21 protein-coding genes are annotated in these 21789 nt (G+C 54.3%); 13 read left to right on the forward strand and 8 right to left on the reverse strand.

Going from position 1 to position 21789, the window contains the following annotated elements; translation table 11 throughout:
• The first annotated feature begins 250 nt into the window (after positions 1-250).
• Both ABIE11_RS15930 and mdtD read left to right on the forward strand, forming a co-directional pair.
• Positions 251-958, forward strand: coding sequence for a FadR/GntR family transcriptional regulator (locus ABIE11_RS15930; protein ID WP_107702591.1), 708 nt, complete (start codon positions 251-253; stop codon positions 956-958).
• Complete coding sequence (gene mdtD / locus ABIE11_RS15935; RefSeq protein WP_429184865.1) at positions 955-2382, forward strand: multidrug transporter subunit MdtD; 1428 nt, start codon at positions 955-957, stop codon at positions 2380-2382. The genes ABIE11_RS15930 and mdtD overlap by 4 nt, the downstream gene beginning before the upstream one ends.
• Here the strand turns inward: mdtD and rbsR are convergent.
• From rbsR to kup, 7 genes are all read right to left on the reverse strand, one after another.
• Positions 2330-3340 carry a ribose operon transcriptional repressor RbsR gene (gene rbsR / locus ABIE11_RS15940; protein ID WP_100778314.1) on the reverse strand — a complete coding sequence of 337 codons (1011 nt, stop codon included), beginning with the start codon at positions 3338-3340 and terminating at the stop codon, positions 2330-2332. The genes mdtD and rbsR overlap by 53 nt on opposite strands.
• Before the next feature lie 3 nt (positions 3341-3343).
• Positions 3344-4273, reverse strand: a complete 930-nt coding sequence (gene rbsK / locus ABIE11_RS15945; RefSeq protein WP_429184866.1) for a ribokinase — start codon at positions 4271-4273, stop codon at positions 3344-3346.
• Between the two features lie 108 nt (positions 4274-4381).
• Entirely contained in the window at positions 4382-5272 is an 891-nt protein-coding gene (gene rbsB / locus ABIE11_RS15950; protein WP_100778312.1) for a ribose ABC transporter substrate-binding protein RbsB, read from the reverse strand.
• Positions 5273-5299: 27 nt separating this feature from the next.
• Complete coding sequence (gene rbsC / locus ABIE11_RS15955) at positions 5300-6265, reverse strand: ribose ABC transporter permease (protein ID WP_100778311.1); 966 nt, start codon at positions 6263-6265, stop codon at positions 5300-5302.
• A gap of 4 nt (positions 6266-6269) precedes the next feature.
• On the reverse strand, positions 6270-7775 hold the full coding sequence (gene rbsA / locus ABIE11_RS15960) for a ribose ABC transporter ATP-binding protein RbsA (RefSeq protein ID WP_107702587.1): 1506 nt from the start codon (positions 7773-7775) through the stop codon (positions 6270-6272).
• Between the two features lie 7 nt (positions 7776-7782).
• Positions 7783-8202, reverse strand: coding sequence for a D-ribose pyranase (rbsD, locus tag ABIE11_RS15965; protein WP_429184867.1), 420 nt, complete (start codon positions 8200-8202; stop codon positions 7783-7785).
• Between the two features lie 226 nt (positions 8203-8428).
• Complete coding sequence (gene kup / locus ABIE11_RS15970) at positions 8429-10297, reverse strand: low affinity potassium transporter Kup (RefSeq protein WP_100778308.1); 1869 nt, start codon at positions 10295-10297, stop codon at positions 8429-8431.
• A 222-nt stretch (positions 10298-10519) separates the two neighbouring features.
• On the opposite strand from kup, the gene ravA reads away from it, so the two are divergent.
• Positions 10520-12016 carry an ATPase RavA gene (ravA, locus tag ABIE11_RS15975; RefSeq protein ID WP_100778307.1) on the forward strand — a complete coding sequence of 499 codons (1497 nt, stop codon included), beginning with the start codon at positions 10520-10522 and terminating at the stop codon, positions 12014-12016.
• The gene (gene viaA / locus ABIE11_RS15980; RefSeq protein WP_429184868.1) at positions 12010-13461 is read left to right on the forward strand and encodes an ATPase RavA stimulator ViaA; all 1452 of its coding nucleotides are present in this window, start codon (positions 12010-12012) and stop codon (positions 13459-13461) included. Before ravA ends, viaA begins: the two co-directional genes overlap by 7 nt.
• Here viaA and asnA read toward each other — a convergent pair whose 3' ends face one another.
• Positions 13462-14454 (reverse strand): aspartate--ammonia ligase, encoded by a 993-nt coding sequence (asnA, locus tag ABIE11_RS15985; RefSeq protein ID WP_102105131.1) that lies wholly within the window; start codon positions 14452-14454, stop codon positions 13462-13464.
• 150 nt (positions 14455-14604) lie between these two features.
• On the opposite strand from asnA, the gene asnC reads away from it, so the two are divergent.
• The 9 genes from asnC (at position 14605) to atpH (ending at position 21783) form a co-directional block, all read left to right on the forward strand.
• Positions 14605-15063, forward strand: a complete 459-nt coding sequence (gene asnC / locus ABIE11_RS15990) for a transcriptional regulator AsnC (protein ID WP_088221282.1) — start codon at positions 14605-14607, stop codon at positions 15061-15063.
• An 89-nt stretch (positions 15064-15152) separates the two neighbouring features.
• Entirely contained in the window at positions 15153-15602 is a 450-nt protein-coding gene (gene mioC / locus ABIE11_RS15995) for an FMN-binding protein MioC (RefSeq protein ID WP_107702584.1), read from the forward strand.
• A gap of 373 nt (positions 15603-15975) precedes the next feature.
• Complete coding sequence (gene mnmG / locus ABIE11_RS16000) at positions 15976-17865, forward strand: tRNA uridine-5-carboxymethylaminomethyl(34) synthesis enzyme MnmG (protein WP_123429752.1); 1890 nt, start codon at positions 15976-15978, stop codon at positions 17863-17865.
• Between the two features lie 117 nt (positions 17866-17982).
• Positions 17983-18600, forward strand: a complete 618-nt coding sequence (rsmG, locus tag ABIE11_RS16005; protein ID WP_429184869.1) for a 16S rRNA (guanine(527)-N(7))-methyltransferase RsmG — start codon at positions 17983-17985, stop codon at positions 18598-18600.
• Between the two features lie 622 nt (positions 18601-19222).
• On the forward strand, positions 19223-19603 hold the full coding sequence (atpI, locus tag ABIE11_RS16010) for a F0F1 ATP synthase subunit I (RefSeq protein WP_100778301.1): 381 nt from the start codon (positions 19223-19225) through the stop codon (positions 19601-19603).
• 8 nt (positions 19604-19611) lie between these two features.
• Complete coding sequence (gene atpB, locus ABIE11_RS16015) at positions 19612-20427, forward strand: F0F1 ATP synthase subunit A (protein WP_100778300.1); 816 nt, start codon at positions 19612-19614, stop codon at positions 20425-20427.
• A 50-nt stretch (positions 20428-20477) separates the two neighbouring features.
• Positions 20478-20717 carry a F0F1 ATP synthase subunit C gene (gene atpE / locus ABIE11_RS16020; protein WP_000429386.1) on the forward strand — a complete coding sequence of 80 codons (240 nt, stop codon included), beginning with the start codon at positions 20478-20480 and terminating at the stop codon, positions 20715-20717.
• A 47-nt stretch (positions 20718-20764) separates the two neighbouring features.
• A complete protein-coding gene (atpF, locus tag ABIE11_RS16025; RefSeq protein ID WP_015961084.1) occupies positions 20765-21235 on the forward strand; it encodes a F0F1 ATP synthase subunit B in 471 nt (156 codons plus the stop codon).
• A 14-nt stretch (positions 21236-21249) separates the two neighbouring features.
• Positions 21250-21783 (forward strand): F0F1 ATP synthase subunit delta, encoded by a 534-nt coding sequence (gene atpH, locus ABIE11_RS16030; protein WP_100778299.1) that lies wholly within the window; start codon positions 21250-21252, stop codon positions 21781-21783.
• Positions 21784-21789: the final 6 nt, after the last annotated feature.

Here is a 21789-nt window from a genome sequence, read left to right on the forward strand (position 1 = left end):
CTGTCGGCGTTCATCGCTGAACCCCTGCTGTCCCGGCGGCTTGCGTGCCGTTGTTCCGTGTCAGTGGAGGCGCATTATAGGGAGTTATTCTGAGGTGACAAGAGGAAATGTAAAAAAACTTTCTGACCGTATCTTTTTTCGCCAAAACGCTGGTTAACAAGCCACAAACTGTCCTATTTGCTGTTTTTGCAATCACAAACACACGCCTGATGGCATACTTAACAGCATGTACTATTAAGGAATAAGAGCGATGCCCTTAAGCGCGCAACAGCTGGCCGCCCAAAAAAACCTCTCTTACGTGCTGGCAGAGAAACTGGCCCAACGCATTCTGGCAGGAAAATATATGCCCGGAAGCATTCTTCCCGGTGAAATGGAGCTGGGTGAACAGTTTGGCGTGAGCCGCACCGCCGTGCGTGAAGCGGTAAAAACCTTAACCGCGAAAGGCATGGTACTCCCGCGCCCGCGTATCGGAACTCGCGTGATGCCTCAGAGCAACTGGAACTTCCTCGACCAGGAGCTGCTCTCGTGGTGGATGACCGAAGAGAACTTCCATCAGGTTGTGGAGCATTTCCTGGTTATGCGTGGCAGCCTCGAACCTCAGGCATGTCTGCTCGCCGCCGTGCAAGGCAGCGCCGAGCAAAAAGCGCAGCTTAATACGTTGATGGACGAAATGACCTTCCTGAAGCAGCATTTCAACCGCCAGCGCTGGATTGAAGTGGATATGTCCTGGCACGAGCAAATTTACGCGATGAGCGGAAACCCTTTCCTGACCTCCTTTGCCTCCCTGTTCCATTCGGTGTATCACACCTACTTTGCTTCTATTACTCAGAATGACGTGGTGAAGCTGGACCAGCACCAGGCCATTGTCGATGCCATTCAGGAGAGCGACGGACAGCGCGCTTTACTCGCCTGCCAGGTTTTATTAGCAACACCACACCAACAACCGGACAATCAATGACTGAGAAAAAAGCACGCAGCATGGCGGGATTGCCATGGATTGCGGCAATGGCTTTCTTTATGCAGGCGCTGGATGCCACCATTCTTAACACGGCCCTCCCGGCCATTGCCGAAAGTCTCAACCGCTCCCCGTTGGCGATGCAATCCGCCATCATCAGCTATACGCTGACCGTCGCGATGCTGATCCCGGTTAGCGGCTGGCTGGCGGACCGCTTCGGTACACGTCGAATCTTCATGCTCGCCGTCACTCTGTTTACGCTTGGTTCGCTGGCCTGCGCACTTTCGACATCCCTGGCGGAGCTGGTTGTCTTCCGTATCCTGCAGGGCATCGGCGGCGCAATGATGATGCCGGTCGCACGCCTGGCGCTGTTACGTGCTTACCCGCGCAGCGAGCTGTTGCCGGTACTGAACTTTGTGACCATGCCCGGTCTGGTCGGCCCCATTATCGGGCCGGTTCTTGGCGGCGTGCTGGTCACCTGGGCGAGCTGGCACTGGATATTCCTGATCAATATTCCGATTGGCGTGGCTGGCCTTTGCTACGCCCGCAAATATATGCCGAACTTCACCACGCCAAAACGCAGCTTTGATATGGGCGGCTTTTTCCTGTTCGGCCTGAGCCTGGTGTTGTTCTCCACCGGCATGGAGTTATTTGGCGAGAAAATCGTCGCCACCTGGATCGCCCTTTCTATCATCCTGAGCGGCATCCTGCTTTTCCTTCTCTATATACGTCACGCGCGTCGTCACCCGACGCCGCTGATTTCATTGCTGCTGTTCAAAACCCGAACTTTCTCGGTGGGGATTGCCGGAAACATCGCTTCGCGTCTGGGAACCGGCTGCGTGCCCTTTCTGATGCCGCTGATGCTACAGGTAGGGTTTGGCTATCCGGCGCTGATAGCCGGGTGCATGATGGCCCCGACCGCCGTCGGATCAATTCTGGCGAAATCGATGGTGACGCAGATTCTGCGTCGGCTGGGCTATCGTAAAACGCTGGTGGGCGTCACGGTCTTTATCGGTCTGATGATTGCGCAGTTTTCGCTTCAGTCCGCCGCCTTCCCGGCGTGGATGCTGCTGCTCCCGCTCTTTATCCTGGGTATGGCGATGTCTATCCAGTTTACGTCGATGAATACCATCAGCCTCGCGGATCTCACCGACGAAAATGCCAGTGGCGGCAACAGCGTGCTGGCTGTGACGCAGCAGCTGTCGATCAGTTTAGGCGTGGCGGTGAGCGCAGCGGTGCTGCGCGTCTATGAAGGGATGGAAGGGACGAACACGGTTGAGCAGTTCCATTACACCTTTATCACGATGGGCGCACTGACGGTGGTCTCGGCGCTGGTGTTCATGCTGCTCAAACCCAAAGATGGCCGCAATCTGATTAAAGATCGCCACCAGCCGAAACAGAACCGCGTTCCATCAGAACAGGAGTAAGCTGCAAACGTTGTTGCTGAAGTGCGGGCTGTGCCATACGATGAATCAACACATCGATCGCCAGCTCGCCCAGCTCATCTTTCGGCTGATGAATGGTGGTCAGCGGCGGCGTCATAAACTGAGCCAGCTCGATATCATCGTAACCAATCACCGCCATATCCTGGGGAACGCGTAATCCCGCCTGATACAACGCCTGATACGCACCAAAAGCCATCGCATCGTTACCGATAAATACCGCCTGCGGACGCACGTCTTGCGCCAGTAGTTTTTGCATCGCCTCAAAACCACCGTTAAATTCAAAATCGCCGGTGATGCGATATCCGTCCGGAACGGGCAGCCCCGCGCGTTCCATGGCAGCGAGAAATCCCTCGAGACGTAAACGCGCCGGAGTTTTATCCAGCGGCCCGGTAATGCAGGCGATGCGGCTGTAGCCTTTATCAATCAAATGCTGCGTCGCCATATCCCCGCCCAGCAGCGAGTTATCCTGAATCAGATCGCTGGTCCCGTCGAAGGGCGCCCAGTCCATCATCACCGTTGGAACCGAAGGATAGCGCTGCATGATCTCTTTGGAGGGCTGGTGCGTTTCGGTGCACAGAAGCAATAATCCATCGACGCGTTTTTGCATCAGCGTTTCCAGATTACGGTTCATACGCTGTTCGTCGCCCTCGGTGTTACACAGCACCAGGCTGTAACCCCGCTCAAAGCAGCTACGCTCAACGCCACGCACCAGCTCTGAATAGAACGGGTTAGTACTGGCGGTGATCAACATGCCGATGGTGTGCGTCTGATTAAGCTTAAGACTGCGTGCGAGCGCCGAAGGAGCGTAGTTGAGGTCTTTAATGGCAGCGTCGACTTTTTCCCGTATCGCCTCGCTGACAAAGCGATCGTTATTGATGACGTGGGAAACCGTCGAAGTAGAAACGCCCGCCATGCGGGCGACATCTTTCATTGTGGCCAAGCGTTACCTCTGCTGACTCAAAAATTCATCGATCTCTTTGCGCCATGGAACGGAAGGCTGTGCTCCTTTGCGTGTCACCGCAATCGCGGCAGCGGCATGAGCGAAGCGGATGGCATTGTCCAGCGAGCCACCTTCCAGCAGCGCCGTAACCAGCGCACCGTTAAAGGTATCTCCCGCCGCGATCGTATCAATCGCTTTGACCTTAAAGCCGGGAACGCGACGGCCTTCGCCGTTGAAGCTCGCCCATACGCCACGGCTTCCGAGCGTAATGATGACCGTACCGATACCTTTATCGTGCAGCGCCTGAGCGGCACGCGCCGCGTCGTCATCATTTTCCACGCGAATGCCCGTCAGCTTTTCGGCTTCCGTTTCGTTCGGGGTGATGATGTCCACCAGCGCCAGCAACTCGTCTGATAATAGACGCGCTGGAGCAGGGTTAAGTACAACAGTGGTATGATTTTCATGTGCAATTTTCGCGGCCGCCAGCACGCTTTCGACCGGCGATTCGAGCTGCATCAGCAGCGCTTCGGCGCTGGAGATCAATCCTCGCTGCGCTTCCACGCGTTCGATGGTCAGCGCCGCATTGGCACCCGCATGAATACCGATGACATTCTCACCTTCTGCGTTGACAAAAATCAGCGCCACGCCCGTCGATTCCCCGCCCACCACACTTACGGGTGAGATATCGATATGGTCGCTCTCCAACTGTTTACGCACGCGCTCGCCCGTATCGTCATCGCCGGTACAGGCGATAAATGCAATATCAGCGCCGCTGCGACCGGCGGCCACCGCCTGGTTCGCGCCTTTACCGCCGAAAGCCACCTGATACTGATTACCGGTGACGGTTTCGCCAGGCGTGGGGAAAGCATCAAGGTTAAGAATGTGATCGGCATTAATACTGCCAAGGACGACGAGATTAACTGCGGTTTTCATGTTTGAGCTGTCCAGTAAAGATCGCCACCGGTTTTACCCGGTGGCGTATGCCACACTTTTCTTTATTTGTAGTCCCTCAGGCCGTCAGACGACCGCCTGAATCGCCTATTACTGCTTAACGACCAGCTTCAGGTCAACCGGATATTTCGCCTGGACTTTCTCGCCCTTCAGCACTTTATCCGCAGTCTGAACGCCCGTCGCGCCAATCTGCTCTGGCAGCTGAGCGATGGTTGCCGCCAGTTTGCCATCATTTACGGCTTTCTCACCGTCTGGCGTGCCGTCAAAACCAACCACCATTACGTCAGACTTACCGGCAGTCTGCAGCGCACGCAGCGCGCCGAGTGCCATTTCATCGTTCTGTGCGAAGACAGCCTGCACTTCAGGGTGCGCCGTCAGCAGGTTCTGCATAACGTTCAGGCCTTTAGTACGGTCGAAGTCAGCAGGCTGGCTGGCCAGGACGTTAAATTTGTGGGCTGCCACGGCTTGCTGGAAACCTTCGCCACGCTCACGCGCTGCGGAAGTCCCTGCGATACCCTGCAGTTCGATAACTTTGGCGCCTTCACCTGCTTTCTTCGCGATGTAATCACCCGCGATTTTGCCGCCCAGCACGTTATCAGACGCGATATGGCTAACGACGTCACCTTTTGTCGCCACACGGTCAAGAGTGATCACCGGGATTTTCGCCTGGTTGGCCATCTTCACGGCGTTACCGACCGCATCAGAGTCGGTTGGGTTGATGAGCAGGATTTTGGTGCCACGAACGGTTAAGTCCTGAACGTTAGCCAGCTCTTTCGCCGGGTTGTTCTGAGAGTCGAGAACCACCAGGTTATAACCCAGTTTGTCGGCTTCTTTCTGCGCACCATCCTTCAGGGAAACGAAGAACGGGTTATTCAGGGTCGAGATGACCAGCGCGATGGTGTCTTTCGCCATTGCGTTCGCACTAACGGTCGCGCTCAGTGCCACAGCAGAAACCAGGGTAGCCAGTTTTTTCATGTTCATATCAGAGATGTCCTGTAGTGTCGTCAGTTACTGTTTTTTGTTGTCTACCAGAACCGCCAGCAAAATCACCACTGCTTTAACGATCATCTGGTAATAGGAGGAAACACCTAACAAATTCAAACCATTATTCAGGAAGCCAAGAATCAGTGCGCCGATCAATGTCCCAACAATGCGACCTTTACCCCCCGCCAGGCTCGTACCACCCAGTACCACGGCGGCAATCGCATCCAGCTCATAGCCCGTTCCCGCTGTCGGCTGCGCAGAAGAGAGGCGCGCCACTTCGATGATACCTGCCAGCGATGCCAGCAAACCGCACAGGGAATAGACGATAATTTTGACTTTATTGACGCTAATACCGGAGAGACGCGTCGCCGCTTCGTTACCGCCCAGCGCATAGATATAACGACCGAGGCGCGTGTGGTGCAGCATGTACCAGGCTGCCAGGAAGACGATCCCCATAATCCACACCGGCGTCGGGATACCCAGCGGACGACCGATACCAAACCAGCCAAACAGATCGGCGTTATCGGTAAAGCCGGTATTCACGGGGCTGCCGTTGGTGTACACCATCGTGACACCGCGCAGCAGCAGCATCATCACCAGCGTGGCGATAAACGCCTGCACGCGGCCTTTAGCCACAATCATCCCGGTGACTGCACCCACTGCGGCGCCTAACGCCAGGGCAGCGGCGATAGCCACCAGCGCGTTAACCTCAATCCCAACAATTGAAGCCGCTACCGCGCCGGTGAGCGCCAGCAGGGAACCGACGGACAGGTCGATCCCCGACGTCAGAATCACCAGCGTCATGCCGACCGCCATTATGGCGTTCACGGACGTCTGCTGGAGAATATTGAACAGGTTATTGACGGTAAAAAAGTTCGGGCTCATGGTCGACACAATCGCGATCAGCACCAGCAGCGCAATCAGTGATTTTTGTTCCAACAGCCATGCCTTGGTGAAATAGCGGCGACCAGAAACAGCCTGGGTAGTCATCTTCTTACTCCTGATTCACGCGATTAAGCTTGCCCACAGCGGCAGCCATCAGAACTTCCTGGGTGGCCTGCTCGCGAGTGAATTCACCGCCGAGATGCCCTTCATGCATGACGATAATGCGATCGCTCATGCCTAATACTTCTGGCATCTCGGAAGAGACCAGAATGATGCTCAGACCGTCAGCCTTGAACTGGTTGATCAGCTGATAAATCTCTTTCTTGGCGCCCACGTCAACGCCACGGGTTGGCTCGTCGAGGATCAACACTTTTGGACGCGTCATCAGGCCGCGGGCAATCGCCACTTTCTGCTGATTACCACCGGAAAGCAGGCCGATTGCCTGTTCCATCGACGGCGTTTTCACGTTAAACAGGCGAATGAAATCACTGACCGCCTGCTGTTCGTCTTTGTGCTTCAAGCTGCCGCCGCTGCGGCTGAAGTAGCCCAGCGCCGTCAGGGACATATTCTCTTTCACCGACATCCCGAGCACTAAGCCATCGCGCTTACGGTCTTCGGAGATATAGACGATGCCGTTCGCCAACCCATCCTGTGGAGAGCGGGTGACAACTTCATGGCCGTCGAGGGTGACGTAACCACTGGTGCGCGGCAGCGCGCCGTACAGCACTTTCATCAGCTCGGTACGCCCGGCCCCCATCAGCCCGGCCACGCCAAGGATTTCGCCCTGACGCAGCGTGAAGGAGACATCGTTTACGCCCGGCCCACACAGATTGTCGACTTTCAGGCGGACAGCGCCCGGCGTTTTGTCGAGACGCGGATACTGTTCTTCCAGCTTGCGCCCCACCATCATCTCAATCAGCGTATCTTCGGTCAGCGAGGAGACCTCGCGCTCGGCAATAAATTGCCCGTCGCGGAATACCGTCACGTCATCGCAAATCTCGAAGATCTCTTTCATGCGGTGGGATATATAGACGATCCCGCGCCCCTGAGATTTCAGCTCGCGGATCACGCGGAACAAGGATTCAGTTTCCGTATCGGTCAGGGCGTCGGTCGGTTCATCCATAACGATGACTTTCGACTCGAAGCTCAGCACTTTGGCGATTTCCACCATCTGCTGATCGCCAATAGACAAGTCGCCTACCAGACGGTCGCTTTTAAAGCGCAGATTCAGCTTCGCCAGCAGAATGTCGGCTTCGGCGTACATCTTTTTCCAGTCGATTTTGCCAAAGCGATTAACGAATTCACGGCCCAGGAAGATGTTTTCCGCAATGGTGAGCTGCGGGATCAGGTTCAGCTCCTGATGGATAATGCCAATCCCGGCTTCCTGAGAGGATTTAGGTCCGGTGAAGGTCGTCTCTTTCCCCAGCCACAGCAACGTTCCGGCGTCACGGGCATAAATGCCGGTGAGCACTTTCATCATTGTGGATTTGCCAGCGCCGTTTTCACCCACCAGCGCCATGACGCGACCGGAGTAAACGTTTAACGCGGCGCCGGAGAGGGCTTTTACGCCCGGGAACGATTTATCGATCCCTTTGAGTTGCAATAATGCGTCCATGATGGCCTCAGAACGTGACGCCAGCACAGAGAATGATATTCGCATACGGGGAACACTCCCCGCTGCGAATCACCGCCTGACTGTCTGCGGTTTGTTGTTTGAAATGCTCGTGCGTTGTGTAACGAATTTCTATGGTGTTTCCCTGGTGTTGTTGCAGTTGCTCAATATGGCTGAGCAACGTTTCGTGAAGTTGCGGATTATGTTGTTTGATCTCCGTCGCGAGAATGGCTGCCTCAACCTGCATCTCCGACGTCACCACGCCCAGTACCTGCATAAACGAGGGCACGCCCTGCGTTAACGCCATATCAATACGGGTTGTGCTGCGCGGAACCGGTAAGCCTGCATCGCAAACTACCAGCGTATCGGTATGCCCAAGACGGGAAATAACCGACGAGATTTCAGAATTGAGTACCGTGCCTTTCTTCATTTTCTTGCTCCACTAGCGAAACGTTTCGCTAAAAGAAGTGTAGCCGCAAGAGTGTTCAGAAAACCATCATGACGTAACAGAATTGTGATCAACGTCGAAACGTTTCGCTAAGTGAAATGTGGGGGCATTTTAGGGCGTGTTTTTCCTGGTAGCGCCTCGCTTATCCGGCCTACGGTTTCGTAGGGCCGTGCAAGCGAAGCGTCACCGGGAGAAGGTGTTACGGAGGTTAAATCTCGACCTGCGTCCCTAACTCAATCACGCGGTTAGGCGGGATTTCAAACTGGTCAGGTGCGCGCAGGGCGTTACGCTGCAGGATGAGGTACAGCTTGCCGCGCAGACGTAGATACCACGGGCGTTTGCCGACAATCAGCGACTCGTGCGACATAAAGAACGAGGTTTCCATCATTCGACAGCTCAGCCCTTCCAGACCGCAGCGGTGGAACACCTCTTCCACGTTCGGCGTTTCGCGCCAGCCGTAACTCGCCACCACGCGCCAGAAGGTCGGAGAAAGCTGTTCGATCTGCACACGGCGCACGTTGTGGACGTATGGCGCATCTTCGGTTCTCAGCGTCAGCAGGATCACGCGCTCGTGCAGCACTTTGTTGTGCTTGAGGTTGTGCATCAGGGCAAACGGAATCACGTTCAGCGCGCGTGACATATAAACTGCGGTGCCAGGCACGCGCACCGGCGGAGATTTCTCCAGAGAAGCAATCATCGCTTCCAGAGAGTTACCGTGCTCGTGCATACGGCGCAGCAGGCGGAAGCGCTCGCTCTTCCAGGTGGTCATCACCAGGAACATCACTAACCCCAGGGTCAACGGTAGCCAGCCGCCGGAGACGATTTTGTCGAGGTTCGCTGAGAACAGCGGCACATCGATGCAAAGGAAGCCCACCAGAATCAGTGCGACCAGGAATTTATTCCAGTGCCAGTTCCGGTACGCCACGGTGGTCGAGAGAATCGAAGTCAGCACCATCGTACCCGTCACCGCAATACCGTACGCCGCAGCCAGGTTGCTGGAGTGCTCAAAGCTGACAATCACGATCACCACGGCGAAGTAGAGCAGCCAGTTGATGAACGGAATGTAGATCTGGCCGGACTCCATCTCCGAGGTATGAATGATGCGCATCGGCGACAGATAGCCCAGACGAACCGCCTGGCGCGTCAGGGAGAAGACGCCGGAGATTACCGCCTGAGAGGCAATGACCGTGGCCAGAGTGGCAAGGATAAGCATCGGCACCAGCGCCCAGTCAGGCGCTAGCAGGAAGAACGGGTTCTTGATCGCTTCCGGATGTTTGAGCAGCAGCGCGCCCTGACCGAAATAGTTCAGCACCAGAGACGGCAGAACCACGGTGAACCAGGCCAGACGAATCGGCAGCTTACCGAAGTGCCCCATATCCGCATACAGCGCTTCCACACCGGTGATCGACAGCACCACGGCGCCCAGCGCGACGAACGAAACCGTTTTGTACTCCAGGAAGAAGTGGACCGCCCACATTGGGTTCAGCGCCTGCAGCACTTCCGGGTTGGCGATAATACTGCGCAGACCGAGTGCCGCCAGAATCAGGAACCATGCCAGCATAATGGGTGCAAAGAGTTTACCCACCAGCCCCGTACCGTGCTTCTGAATAGCAAACAACAGCGTCAGTACAATGATGGCGAGCGGAACGACCCACGTATCCAGCTGCGGAGCAATAATCTCCAGCCCCTCAATTGCTGAGAGCACCGAAATCGCCGGGGTAATCACCACTTCTCCATAGAAGAAGCTGCCACCGATCAGGCCGATAATCACCAGGAACGAGGTCATTTTTGCCGATGTATTACGCCCGGCAAGAGACATGAGGGTCAGGATCCCGCCCTCACCGGCGTTATCCGCGCGCATGACAAAGGAGAGATACTTAACGGAAACCACCAGGATCAGCAGCCAAAAGATGAGTGACAAAAAGCCAAAAACGGCGTCACGTTCAACACCAAAACCAAACTGACCGGACAGACATTCGCGAAGCGTATAGAGCGGGCTGGTACCGATATCACCGTACACAACCCCAATGGCCGCAAGCGTTATAGCGCTTAATGATTGCTTATTATCAGTGCTCATAGACTAGTCTTTTCGTTGTATAACAAATGTGTGCTTAGTCCCTTGGCCCACAAAAAGGCGCACAGTATGCACGATTAATCGCAAGATCGTACCCCTAAATGCAACCCTATTAATGTAGCGCAAAGAAAATAACGCCGCACTTCAGTCTATTACCAGCCCATGCTGAAACGTCTATACTCGCATCAATTAGCTGCGACGACGCCGAAAGGACGCAACACAATTATGGCTCACTCACATTTATTAGCAGAAAGAATTTCCCGTCTCAGCGGTGCGCTGGAGAAAGGCCTTTTCGAACGCAGCCATGCGATCAGGCTCTGTTTGCTGGCAGCGCTCAGTGGCGAAAGTGTGTTCCTGCTCGGCCCGCCCGGCATCGCCAAAAGCCTGATTGCGCGTCGACTGAAATTTGCCTTCCAGAACGCACGCGCCTTTGAATATCTGATGACCCGTTTCTCCACCCCGGAAGAGGTTTTTGGCCCGCTTTCCATTCAGGCCCTGAAAGATGAAGGCCGCTATCAACGATTAACGGCAGGGTATCTGCCCGAGGCTGAAATTGTCTTTCTGGATGAGATCTGGAAAGCCGGCCCGGCGATCCTGAATACCCTGCTTACCGCCATCAACGAACGTCGCTTTCGTAACGGCGCGTATGAAGAAAAAATCCCGATGCGCCTGCTGGTGGCTGCGTCCAACGAACTGCCTGAAGCCGACAGCAGCCTTGAAGCGCTGTATGACCGCATGCTGATTCGTCTGTGGCTGGATAAAGTGCAGGACAAGTCGAATTTCCGCTCGATGCTGGTGAGCCAGCAGGACGAAAACGAAAACCCGGTGGCGCCATCATTGCAGGTGACTGACGACGAGTACCAGCAGTGGCAGCAGGATATCGGCAAAATCAAACTGCCGGACGCCGTTTTTGAACTGATCTTTATGCTGCGCCAGCAGCTGGATTTATTGCCGGCCGCGCCGTATGTCTCGGATCGGCGCTGGAAAAAGGCGATCCGCCTGTTGCAGTCCAGTGCTTTGTTCAGCGGCCGGGATTCCGTCGCCCCCATCGATCTGATCCTGCTGAAAGACTGCCTGTGGCACGATGCGGAAGGGATGCATCTGATGGAACAACAGCTGGATGTTTTGATGACCGGACACGCGTGGGGGCAGCAGGCGATGCTCAACCAGCTGGGCGCCATCACCCAGCGACGCATCCAGCTTCAGCAGCAACAAAGCGACAAAACGGCACTGAAAGTGAGCCGTCTCGGCGGGATGTTCTCACGTAAACCGCACTACGAGTTGCCCACAGAGCTGACGGACACGACCCTGACGCTCTTACTCCAGCAGCCGTTAAAACTGCACGATATGCAGGTGGTTCACATCACCATTGAGCGCGAAGCGCTGTCGCAGTGGCTGGATAAAAATGGCGAAATCCGTGGAAAACTCAACGGCATCGGCTTTGCCCAGGTGCTGAACCTGGAAGTGGATACCAGCATGCATCTGGTGATCCGCGATGTGAGCCTGCAGGGTTCACGCCTCGCCCTGCCGGGAAATGCCTCGGATAACGTGCCGGAAGAGATCAAACAGCAGCTCGACGCGCTCGATACAGAATGGCATCAGCAGCACACGCGCTTCAGCGAACAGCAAAAATGCCTCTTTATACATAGCGACTGGTTGGGTCGCATCGAAGCCAGCCTGCAGGATGTCAGCGCGCAGATCAAACAGGCGCGTCAATGCTAACGCTGGATACGCTCAATGTGATGCTGGCGGTTGGTGAAGAGGGGCTGATTGAAGAGGTCGTCCTGACCTTACTCGCCTCTCCCCAGTTGGCTGCGTTCTTTGAAAAGTTTCCGCGCATTAAAAAAGCCGTCACCGACGATATTCCGCGCTGGCGAGATAGCCTGCGCCAGCGGCTAAAAGAGACCGAAGTCCCGCCAGAGCTTACGGAAGAAGTGGCCTGCTACCAGCAATGCCAGCGGTTATCCACACCGCAGTTTATCGTTCAGCTTCCCCAGATCCTGACGCTGCTCGATAAAGTGCACTCGCCGTACGCCGCCCAGGCCCGCAAGCTGGTCTCGGACAACGCCACCTTTACTCCGGCGCTGCATACGCTTTTCCTGCAGCGATGGCGACTCAGCCTGGTGGTGCAGACCACGTCGCTCAACCAGCAGCTGCTGGAGGAGGAGCGCGATCAGCTGCTCAGTGAAGTTCAGGAGCGGATGACGCTGAGCGGGCAGCTGGAGCAAGTGCTAGTGGAGAACGAAAACGCCGCCGGAAGACTTTGGGATATGAGTGCCGGGCAGATCCGGCGCGGCGACTATCAGCTGATCGTTAAATATGGCGATTTTCTGGCGCAACAGCCCGAGATAATGCAGCTCGCGGAGCAGCTTGGCCGCTCGCGGGAGGCGAAGTCGGTGCCGAAAAAAGACGCGCCAATGGAAACCTTCCGCACGCTGGTTCGTGAACCGGCAACCGTGCCGGAACAGGTCGACGGTTTACAGCAAAGTGATGACATCCTGCGCCTGCTGCCGACAGAGCTGGCGACGCTTGGGATCACCGAGCTGGAGTATGAGTTCTACCGGCGGCTGGTGGAGAAACAGCTGCTTACCTATCGCCTGCACGGCGAATCCTGGCGCGAAAAAATCAGCCATCGTCCGGTCGTTCATCAGGATTTCGACGAACAGCCGCGCGGGCCCTTCATTGTCTGCGTAGATACATCCGGTTCGATGGGCGGCTTTAACGAACAGTGTGCCAAAGCGTTTTGCCTGGCACTGATGCGCGTTGCCCTCGCCGATCGGCGTCGCTGTTATATCATGCTGTTTTCCAGCGAAGTGGTGGGATACGAACTGACGGGAGAGCAGGGTATCGAACAGGCGATCCGCTTTTTGAGCCAGCGTTTTCGCGGCGGAACCGATATCGCCAGCTGTTTTCGCGCTATCGCAGAACGCATGCAGGGCGGAGACTGGTATGACGCGGATGCGGTGGTCATTTCCGATTTTATTGCCCAGCGACTGCCGGACGACGTGGTCACAAAGGTGAAATCATTACAGCGGGATCACCAGCACCGCTTTCATGCGGTGGCGATGTCGCAACATGGAAAGCCCGGCATCATGCGCATTTTCGATCATATCTGGCGCTTTGATACCGGGTTACGCAGCCGCCTGGTCAGGCGCTGGCGGCGTTAATTAAAGCAGAGAGCCGATGCTTTCACGCACCTGATGCGGCCACACCCCACACTGAACCTGCCCGATATGGGACAACTGCAGCAGCAGCATTGTCAGGCGTGACTGGCCGATACCGCCGCCGATAGTTTGCGGCATTTCGCCGCGCAGCAGGGCCTGGTGCCACTCAAGTTTCAGGCGATCTTCATCTCCCGTCACCGCCAGCTGGCGCTTCAGGGCGTCGGCATCCACGCGGATCCCCATGGAAGAAAGCTCAAACGCATCTTCCAGAATCGGGTTCCACACCAGAATATCGCCGTTCAGACCGGCTAATTCTCGCTCGTCGCGGGTGCTCCAGTCGTCGTAATCCGGGGCACGCACGTCATGGCGCTGTCCGTCAGAAAGTTTGCCACCGATACCGATCAGGAATACCGCGCCCAGCTCTTTAGCGATCGCGCGCTCACGGCCTTTGGCATCGAGATCCGGGAAACGGCTCAGCAGATCCTGGCTGTGAACAAAGTGGATCGAGTCTGGCAGGAACGGTGCCAGTCCGAACTCCTTACTCACCGCCGCTTCGGTTGCTTTGATCCCCGCGTAGATGGCCTCTACGGTGGATTTCAGCGTCCCTAAGTGACGTTCACCATCACCCATTACACGCTCCCAGTCCCACTGGTCAACGTAAACGGAGTGGATGGCCGTCAGGCGGTCTTCATCGGGGCGAAGGGCTTTCATGTGCGTGTAAAGCCCTTCGCCCGCGCTGAAGTCGTGTTGTCCCAGTGTCTGACGCTTCCATTTCGCGAGTGAATGAACCACTTCGAACTGGGCGTCTGGCAAGGTTTTCACTTTTACCTGTACCGCTTTTTCGCAACCAGACAGGTTGTCCTGCGTCCCATCGCCGACGCGGCTCAGAATCGGAGCCTGGACTTCAATGAGGCCAAGTTTCTCTTCAAGCTGACGTGAAAAATGGGATTTAACGAAACTGATCTGGCGTTGTTTTGCGATGTAAGCGGTTTTCATTTTTATACTCCTGCGTCCTGTTGATATTGATTAAGCAACAAAAACGGCACCGAATTCAATAATCCAACAACAAAAAGCCTGCTTCACTTTTGATTCGTTAAAATATGGCGCTAGAATAGAGTGATTACTCAATCTTCATAAGAAAATACTATGGAAAATTATCAGATCGATAATCTGGACCGCGGCATCCTCGAAGCGTTAATGGCCAATGCGCGCACGGCGTATGCCGAACTGGCTAAACAATTTGGCGTCAGCCCAGGGACGATTCACGTTCGCGTGGAGAAGATGAAGCAAGCGGGGATTATCACCGGGGCGCGGATTGACGTCAGTCCAAAACAGCTGGGGTATGACGTCTGCTGCTTTATTGGCATCATTCTGAAAAGCGCAAAAGATTACCCCTCTGCGCTGGCCCGGCTCGAAAGTCTGGAAGAGGTGACCGAAGCCTATTACACCACTGGCCACTACAGCATCTTTATTAAGGTCATGTGTAAATCGATCGATGCCCTGCAGCAGGTACTTATCAACAAGATCCAAACAATTGATGAAATTCAGTCCACCGAGACGCTGATCTCCCTGCAGAACCCGATTATGCGCACCATCCGGCCCTAGCGGCGCCATTTAATTACCACATTTTCCACAGGTAGATCCCAGCTCGCTCACAGCGTACAATGATCCCCTCTTTATATGAGCGAGCGATCATGGCAGATATTACTCTTATCAGTGGCAGTACTCTTGGCGGCGCGGAATATGTTGCAGAACATCTCGCGGAAAAGCTGGAAGACGCAGGTTTCTCGACCGAAACCCTGCATGGACCGTTACTGGAAGATCTCCCTGCTGATGGGATCTGGCTGCTGATCACCTCCACGCATGGTGCGGGCGATATCCCTGATAACCTGCAACCTTTCTATGATGAGCTTCTCGAGCAACGTCCCGATCTGTCAGCCGTGCGTTTTGGCGCGATTGGGATAGGTAGCCGCGAATACGACACCTTTTGTGGTGCAGTAGAGAAAGTAGAAGCGGCGATCGCGTCGTGTGGAGCAAAACAGATCGGCGAAACGCTGAAGATCAACATCCTCGATCACGATATTCCGGAGGATCCAGCCGAAGAATGGCTGGGTGAATGGAAAAATTTACTCAATAACGCTTAAAGATCGTGCGATCAGATGTGGATAAGTCTGGTCAAAACCTTGGATCAACCGGTAGTTATCCAAGGTATAACCGTTGGCTGGTTTTTGACCTGTGCATAAGTAGCGGATCTAACCCCAGCTTATACGGTCCAGGATCACCGATCATTCACAGCAAACGATCCTTTCTATCCTTATGATCTTTATGACCGGATCCGACTTATCCACACGAGAAGGCGATCCTAATAAGAGATCATAGTAAAACAGATCTCTAAATAAGAAGATCTTCTTTTTAATAGCCAAGATCCCAATGCTTCCTCGAAAGACTAAACTTGAGTAGAATCCACGGCCCGGGCTTAAATCCATTTTCAAACCGCTTTACGCAAGGCAGGAAAGCATGTTTTATCAGGATCCTTTTGACGTCATCATCATTGGCGGGGGTCACGCAGGCACTGAGGCCGCAATGGCCGCAGCGCGTATGGGTCAACAGACCCTGCTTTTGACACACAATATCGACACGCTGGGACAAATGTCCTGTAATCCGGCGATTGGCGGCATTGGGAAAGGACACCTGGTAAAAGAAGTGGATGCTCTGGGCGGCTTGATGGCGAAAGCGATCGATCAGGCAGGCATTCAGTTTAGGATACTAAACGCGAGCAAAGGACCTGCCGTTCGCGCCACACGTGCTCAGGCAGACCGTGTGCTTTACCGCCAGGCCGTTCGTACGGCGCTGGAGAACCAGCCGAACCTGATGATCTTCCAGCAGGCGGTTGAAGATCTTATCGTTGAGAACGATCGTGTCGTCGGTGCCGTCACCCAGATGGGACTGAAGTTCCGTGCCAAAGCCGTGGTGCTGACGGTCGGGACTTTCCTCGATGGAAAAATTCATATTGGTCTGGATAACTACAGCGGTGGCCGTGCTGGCGATCCGCCGTCCATTCCACTTTCTCGTCGTCTTCGCGAGCTGCCGCTGCGCGTCAGCCGCCTGAAAACCGGGACACCGCCGCGTATTGATGCCCGCACCATCGATTTTAGCGTGCTGGCACAGCAGCACGGCGACAACCCGATGCCGGTCTTCTCGTTCATGGGTTCTGCGGCGCAGCATCCGCAGCAAGTGCCGTGTTACATCACGCACACCAATGAGAAAACCCATGACGTGATCCGCAATAACCTCGATCGTAGCCCGATGTACGCAGGCGTGATCGAAGGGATCGGTCCACGTTACTGCCCGTCGATCGAAGACAAAGTCATGCGCTTTGCCGATCGTAACCAGCACCAGATCTTCCTGGAGCCGGAAGGACTCACCTCCAACGAAATTTATCCGAATGGCATCTCCACCAGCCTGCCGTTCGATGTCCAGATGCAAATTGTTCGCTCGATGCAGGGCATGGAGAACGCAAAAATCGTTCGTCCAGGTTACGCTATTGAGTACGATTTCTTCGACCCGCGCGATCTGAAACCGACGCTGGAGAGCAAATTTATCCAGGGCCTGTTCTTCGCGGGACAAATTAATGGCACCACCGGTTATGAAGAAGCGGCAGCCCAGGGCCTGCTGGCCGGTCTGAACGCCGCCCGCTTCTCTGCGGAAAAAGAGGGCTGGTCACCGCGTCGCGATCAGGCCTACCTTGGTGTGCTGGTGGACGATCTCAGCACGCTTGGTACCAAAGAGCCGTACCGTATGTTCACCTCTCGCGCGGAATATCGTCTGATGCTGCGTGAAGACAACGCCGATCTGCGCCTGACCGAAATGGGCCGCGAGCTGGGCCTGGTGGATGACGAACGCTGGGCGCGTTTCAACCAGAAGCTGGAGCGCATTGAGACCGAGCGTCAGCGCCTGAAAACCTCATGGGTGAATCCTCTGGCGGAATCCGCAGCCGAAGTGAACGCTCACTTGACCGCGCCGCTCTCACGCGAAGCCAGCGGGGAAGATCTTCTTCGTCGTCCGGAGATGACTTACGAGCAACTGGTGCAGATGACGCCGTTCGCGCCGGGTCTCGACGATGCCGAAGCGGCCGAGCAGGTCGAAATCCAGGTCAAATACGAAGGTTACATCGCGCGTCAGCAGGATGAGATCGAAAAGCAGCAGCGTAACGAGAACACCTTGTTGCCTGCGATGCTGGATTACCGTCAGGTAACAGGGCTGTCAAACGAGGTGATCGCGAAACTGAACGATCACAAACCGGTGTCGATCGGCCAGGCATCTCGCATCTCCGGCGTGACGCCAGCAGCCATCTCTATTCTGCTGGTATGGCTGAAAAAACAAGGTATGCTGCGCCGCAGCGCTTAACATCAGGCGATCTTTGCCATTTTGGCGGGGGGTGCTTCGCTGACCCGCTACAGTACGTATCGTAGGCCCGGTAAGCGTTAACGCCACCGGGCTCATTATTTCAGACAGGTATTCACCGTGCTCAACAAACTCTCTCGTCTGCTGGATGAAGCAGGTATTTCGCTCACCGATCACCAGAAAAATCAGCTGGTGGCCTATGTCGATATGCTGAACAAATGGAACAAAGCGTACAACCTCACGTCGGTACGCGATCCCAACGAGATGCTGATTCGCCATATTCTCGACAGCATTGTGGTTGCGCCTTACCTGCAGGGTGAGCGTTTCATCGATGTGGGGACCGGCCCTGGTCTGCCAGGCATTCCGCTCTCCATCGTGCGGCCTGAGTGCCAGTTCACGCTGCTGGACAGCCTGGGCAAGCGCGTGCGCTTCCTGCGTCAGGTGCAGCATGAGCTGAAAATCAACAATATCGAGCCGGTTCAGAGCAGAGTAGAGGCGTTTCCGTCCGAGCCGCCGTTTGACGGCGTGATTAGCCGTGCGTTTGCGTCTCTCAACGATATGGTCAGCTGGTGTAATCACCTGCCAGCGCAGGAAGGGCGTTTTTACGCGCTAAAAGGCCTGGTGCCTGAGGATGAAATCGCCCAGCTCCCGGTTGGCTATGTGGTCGAGTCGATTGTGAAGTTACAGGTTCCACAGCTCGATGGCGAACGCCATTTGGTGATAATTAAGGCAAACTAATTTTAAAAATTAAATAAAAAATGTGGAATTCGTGCGGTTCTTAAAGTGTTAAAAAACGGCCCTAAGGAAGGAACCTCACCGGACTGCATTTAACCTTGTTGTTACCGAGGTTTTTCTTGGTGTTAACCTGATTTATCTCGTTAACACCAAATATAGTCAACATTGAAAATATCAGTCTGCTAAAAGTGGAATTCAGTGATGAGTTGGTGATGTTAATTATTTATTAAAAATGTCAATGAAAGGTTTTTGTTGTGTACGGGGCTGTTTTGAAAATAGTTGCTGTCATTTGTCTTTAATATCATAAAGATGAATTAAACCAAATTATTGATTTGATAAATAAGACCTTATCGTAAATGTGCATTTTGTGATCTCGTGCACGCTTTATCATCAATGTTTCTGCGCAGTTTGCAGTTTTATCGGATAGGTCGTGGTTTGGCGAAAAGTTAAAAAATAGCGGTAGGGAAAATTATTTAAACATTTATTCACCTTTTCGCTACTTAATGTTTGAAATCACGGGGGGGCACCGTATAATTTGACCGCTTTTTGATGCTTGACTCTGAGCCTTAAAGGACGTTTTATACGACACGCGACATACCTCGAAGGGAGCAGGAGTAAAAACGTGATGTCTGTGTCGCTCTTGAGTCGAAACGTTGCTCGTAAGCTTCTGTTCATTCAGTTTCTGGCGGTGATAGCAAGTGGACTGCTGTTCTGCCTCAAAGACCCCTTCTGGGGCATCTCCGCAGTGTGTGGAGGTTTGGCAGTGGTTTTGCCAAACATGTTGTTTATGATTTTTGCCTGGCGTCATCAGGCGCATACACCTGCCAAAGGCCGCGTGGCCTGGTCCTTCGCTCTTGGCGAAGTGTGTAAGGTGTTGCTAACCTTTGCCTTCCTGGTGTTGGCGCTGGCTGTTTTCAAAGTGGTATTTTTGCCGCTGATCGCGACGTGGGTTTTGGTGCTGGTGGTACAAGTTCTGGCGCCAGCTGTAATCAACAACAAAGGGTAAAAGGCATCATGGCTTCAGAAAATATGACGCCGCAGGATTACATAGGTCACCATCTGACGAACCTTCAGATGGACCTGCGTACATTCTCGCTGGTGGATCCGCATAACCCCCCGGCCACCTTCTGGACGCTCAACATTGACTCCATGTTCTTCTCGGTGGTGTTGGGTCTGTTGTTCCTGGCCATGTTCCGTAGCGTTGCTAAAAAGGCGACCAGCGGTGTTCCAGGGAAATTCCAGACGGCTATCGAATTAGTCATCGGCTTCGTTCATGGCAGCGTCAAAGACATGTACCACGGTAAGAGCAAGCTGATTGCTCCGCTGGCGCTGACTGTCTTCGTCTGGGTCTTCCTGATGAACCTGATGGACCTTCTGCCTATCGACCTGCTGCCGTACATCGGTGAGCATGTTCTCGGCCTGCCGGCACTGCGTGTGGTTCCGTCTGCTGACGTGAACATCACCCTGTCCATGGCGCTGGGCGTGTTCATCCTGATTCTTTTCTACAGCATCAAAATGAAAGGCGTAAGCGGCTTTGTGAAAGAGCTTACCTTGCAGCCGTTCAACCACTGGGCGTTCATTCCGGTCAACCTGATCCTGGAAGGCGTAAGCCTGCTGTCCAAACCGGTTTCACTTGGTCTGCGACTGTTCGGTAACATGTATGCGGGTGAGCTGATTTTCATTCTGATCGCGGGTCTTCTGCCGTGGTGGTCACAGTGGGTTCTGAATGTGCCATGGGCCATTTTCCACATCCTGATCATTACGCTGCAAGCCTTTATCTTCATGGTTCTGACGATCGTCTATCTGTCGATGGCGTCTGAAGAGCACTGATTTTTTAACCACCACTACTACGTTTTTATTGAAACAAACTGGAGACTGTCATGGAAAACCTGAATATGGATCTGCTGTACATGGCTGCCGCTGTGATGATGGGTCTGGCGGCTATCGGTGCTGCGATCGGTATCGGCATCCTCGGGGGCAAATTCCTGGAAGGCGCTGCGCGTCAACCGGATCTGATTCCTCTGCTGCGTACTCAGTTCTTTATCGTTATGGGTCTGGTGGATGCAATCCCGATGATCGCTGTAGGTCTGGGTCTGTACGTGATGTTTGCTGTCGCGTAAGTCGTTTTTAAAAACCCAAGCCACAGAAATTTAAGAGGTATTGTGCTGTGAACATGAACGCAACAATCCTCGGCCAGGCCATCGCGTTTATTCTCTTTGTCTGGTTCTGCATGAAGTATGTATGGCCGCCTTTAATGGCAGCCATCGAGAAACGTCAGAAAGAAATTGCTGACGGTCTGGCTTCCGCAGAGCGCGCTAAGAAAGATTTGGACCTTGCACAGGCCAACGCGACAGACCAGCTGAAAAAAGCGAAAGCTGAAGCTCAGGTAATCATTGAACAGGCTAACAAGCGCCGTTCTCAGATCCTGGACGAAGCCAAAGCTGAAGCAGAACAGGAACGTACTAAGATCGTTGCACAAGCTCAGGCTGAAATTGATGCTGAGCGTAAACGTGCTCGTGAAGAACTGCGTAAGCAGGTTGCGATTCTGGCTGTTGCTGGCGCCGAGAAGATCATCGAACGTTCCGTGGATGAAGCTGCTAACAGCGACATCGTGGACAAACTTGTCGCTGAACTGTAAGGAGGGAGGGGCTGATGTCTGAATTTGTTACGGTAGCTCGCCCCTACGCCAAAGCAGCTTTTGACTTTGCTGTCGAACACCAAAATGTCGATCGCTGGCAGGATATGCTGGCGTTTGCCGCTGAGGTAACGAAAAACGAGCAAGTGGCTGAGATGCTTTCCGGTGCCTTAGCACCTGAAACCCTTGCTGCATCGTTTATCGCCATTTGTGGTGAGCAACTGGATGACAACGGCCAGAACCTGATTAAGGTCATGGCTGAGAATGGTCGTCTGCGAGTGCTCCCGGATGTTCTCGAGCAGTTTGAGCACTTACGTGCCCTCAGTGAAGCTACCGCCGAAGTTGAAGTAACCTCTGCGAATGAACTGAGCCAAGAACAGCTTGCGAAGATCACCGCCGCGATGGAAAAACGTCTGTCACGCAAAGTTAAGCTGAATTGCAAAATCGATAAGTCTGTAATGGCAGGCGTAATCATCCGAGCGGGTGATATGGTCATTGATGGCAGCGTACGCGGCCGTCTTGAACGCCTTGCAGACGTCTTGCAGTCTTAAGGGGAC

Source organism: Lelliottia sp. 489, assembly GCF_050435885.1.
In the GTDB taxonomy this organism is placed as follows: Bacteria; Pseudomonadota; Gammaproteobacteria; order Enterobacterales; family Enterobacteriaceae; genus Enterobacter; species Enterobacter nimipressuralis.

Bases quoted from the DNA above. Each gene is read 5' to 3' on its own strand.
- ABIE11_RS15930 (WP_107702591.1), top strand. From the start codon at position 251: ATGCCCTTAAGCGCGCAACAGCTGGCCGCCCAAAAAAACCTCTCTTAC.
- mdtD (WP_429184865.1), top strand. From the start codon at position 955: ATGACTGAGAAAAAAGCACGCAGCATGGCGGGATTGCCATGGATTGCG.
- rbsK (WP_429184866.1), bottom strand. From the start codon at position 4,273: ATGAAAACCGCAGTTAATCTCGTCGTCCTTGGCAGTATTAATGCCGAT.
- rbsB (WP_100778312.1), bottom strand. From the start codon at position 5,272: ATGAACATGAAAAAACTGGCTACCCTGGTTTCTGCTGTGGCACTGAGC.
- rbsC (WP_100778311.1), bottom strand. From the start codon at position 6,265: ATGACTACCCAGGCTGTTTCTGGTCGCCGCTATTTCACCAAGGCATGG.
- rbsA (WP_107702587.1), bottom strand. From the start codon at position 7,775: ATGGACGCATTATTGCAACTCAAAGGGATCGATAAATCGTTCCCGGGC.
- rbsD (WP_429184867.1), bottom strand. From the start codon at position 8,202: ATGAAGAAAGGCACGGTACTCAATTCTGAAATCTCGTCGGTTATTTCC.
- kup (WP_100778308.1), bottom strand. From the start codon at position 10,297: ATGAGCACTGATAATAAGCAATCATTAAGCGCTATAACGCTTGCGGCC.
- ravA (WP_100778307.1), top strand. From the start codon at position 10,520: ATGGCTCACTCACATTTATTAGCAGAAAGAATTTCCCGTCTCAGCGGT.
- viaA (WP_429184868.1), top strand. From the start codon at position 12,010: ATGCTAACGCTGGATACGCTCAATGTGATGCTGGCGGTTGGTGAAGAG.
- asnA (WP_102105131.1), bottom strand. From the start codon at position 14,454: ATGAAAACCGCTTACATCGCAAAACAACGCCAGATCAGTTTCGTTAAA.
- asnC (WP_088221282.1), top strand. From the start codon at position 14,605: ATGGAAAATTATCAGATCGATAATCTGGACCGCGGCATCCTCGAAGCG.
- mioC (WP_107702584.1), top strand. From the start codon at position 15,153: ATGGCAGATATTACTCTTATCAGTGGCAGTACTCTTGGCGGCGCGGAA.
- mnmG (WP_123429752.1), top strand. From the start codon at position 15,976: ATGTTTTATCAGGATCCTTTTGACGTCATCATCATTGGCGGGGGTCAC.
- atpI (WP_100778301.1), top strand. From the start codon at position 19,223: ATGTCTGTGTCGCTCTTGAGTCGAAACGTTGCTCGTAAGCTTCTGTTC.
- atpB (WP_100778300.1), top strand. From the start codon at position 19,612: ATGGCTTCAGAAAATATGACGCCGCAGGATTACATAGGTCACCATCTG.
- atpE (WP_000429386.1), top strand. From the start codon at position 20,478: ATGGAAAACCTGAATATGGATCTGCTGTACATGGCTGCCGCTGTGATG.
- atpH (WP_100778299.1), top strand. From the start codon at position 21,250: ATGTCTGAATTTGTTACGGTAGCTCGCCCCTACGCCAAAGCAGCTTTT.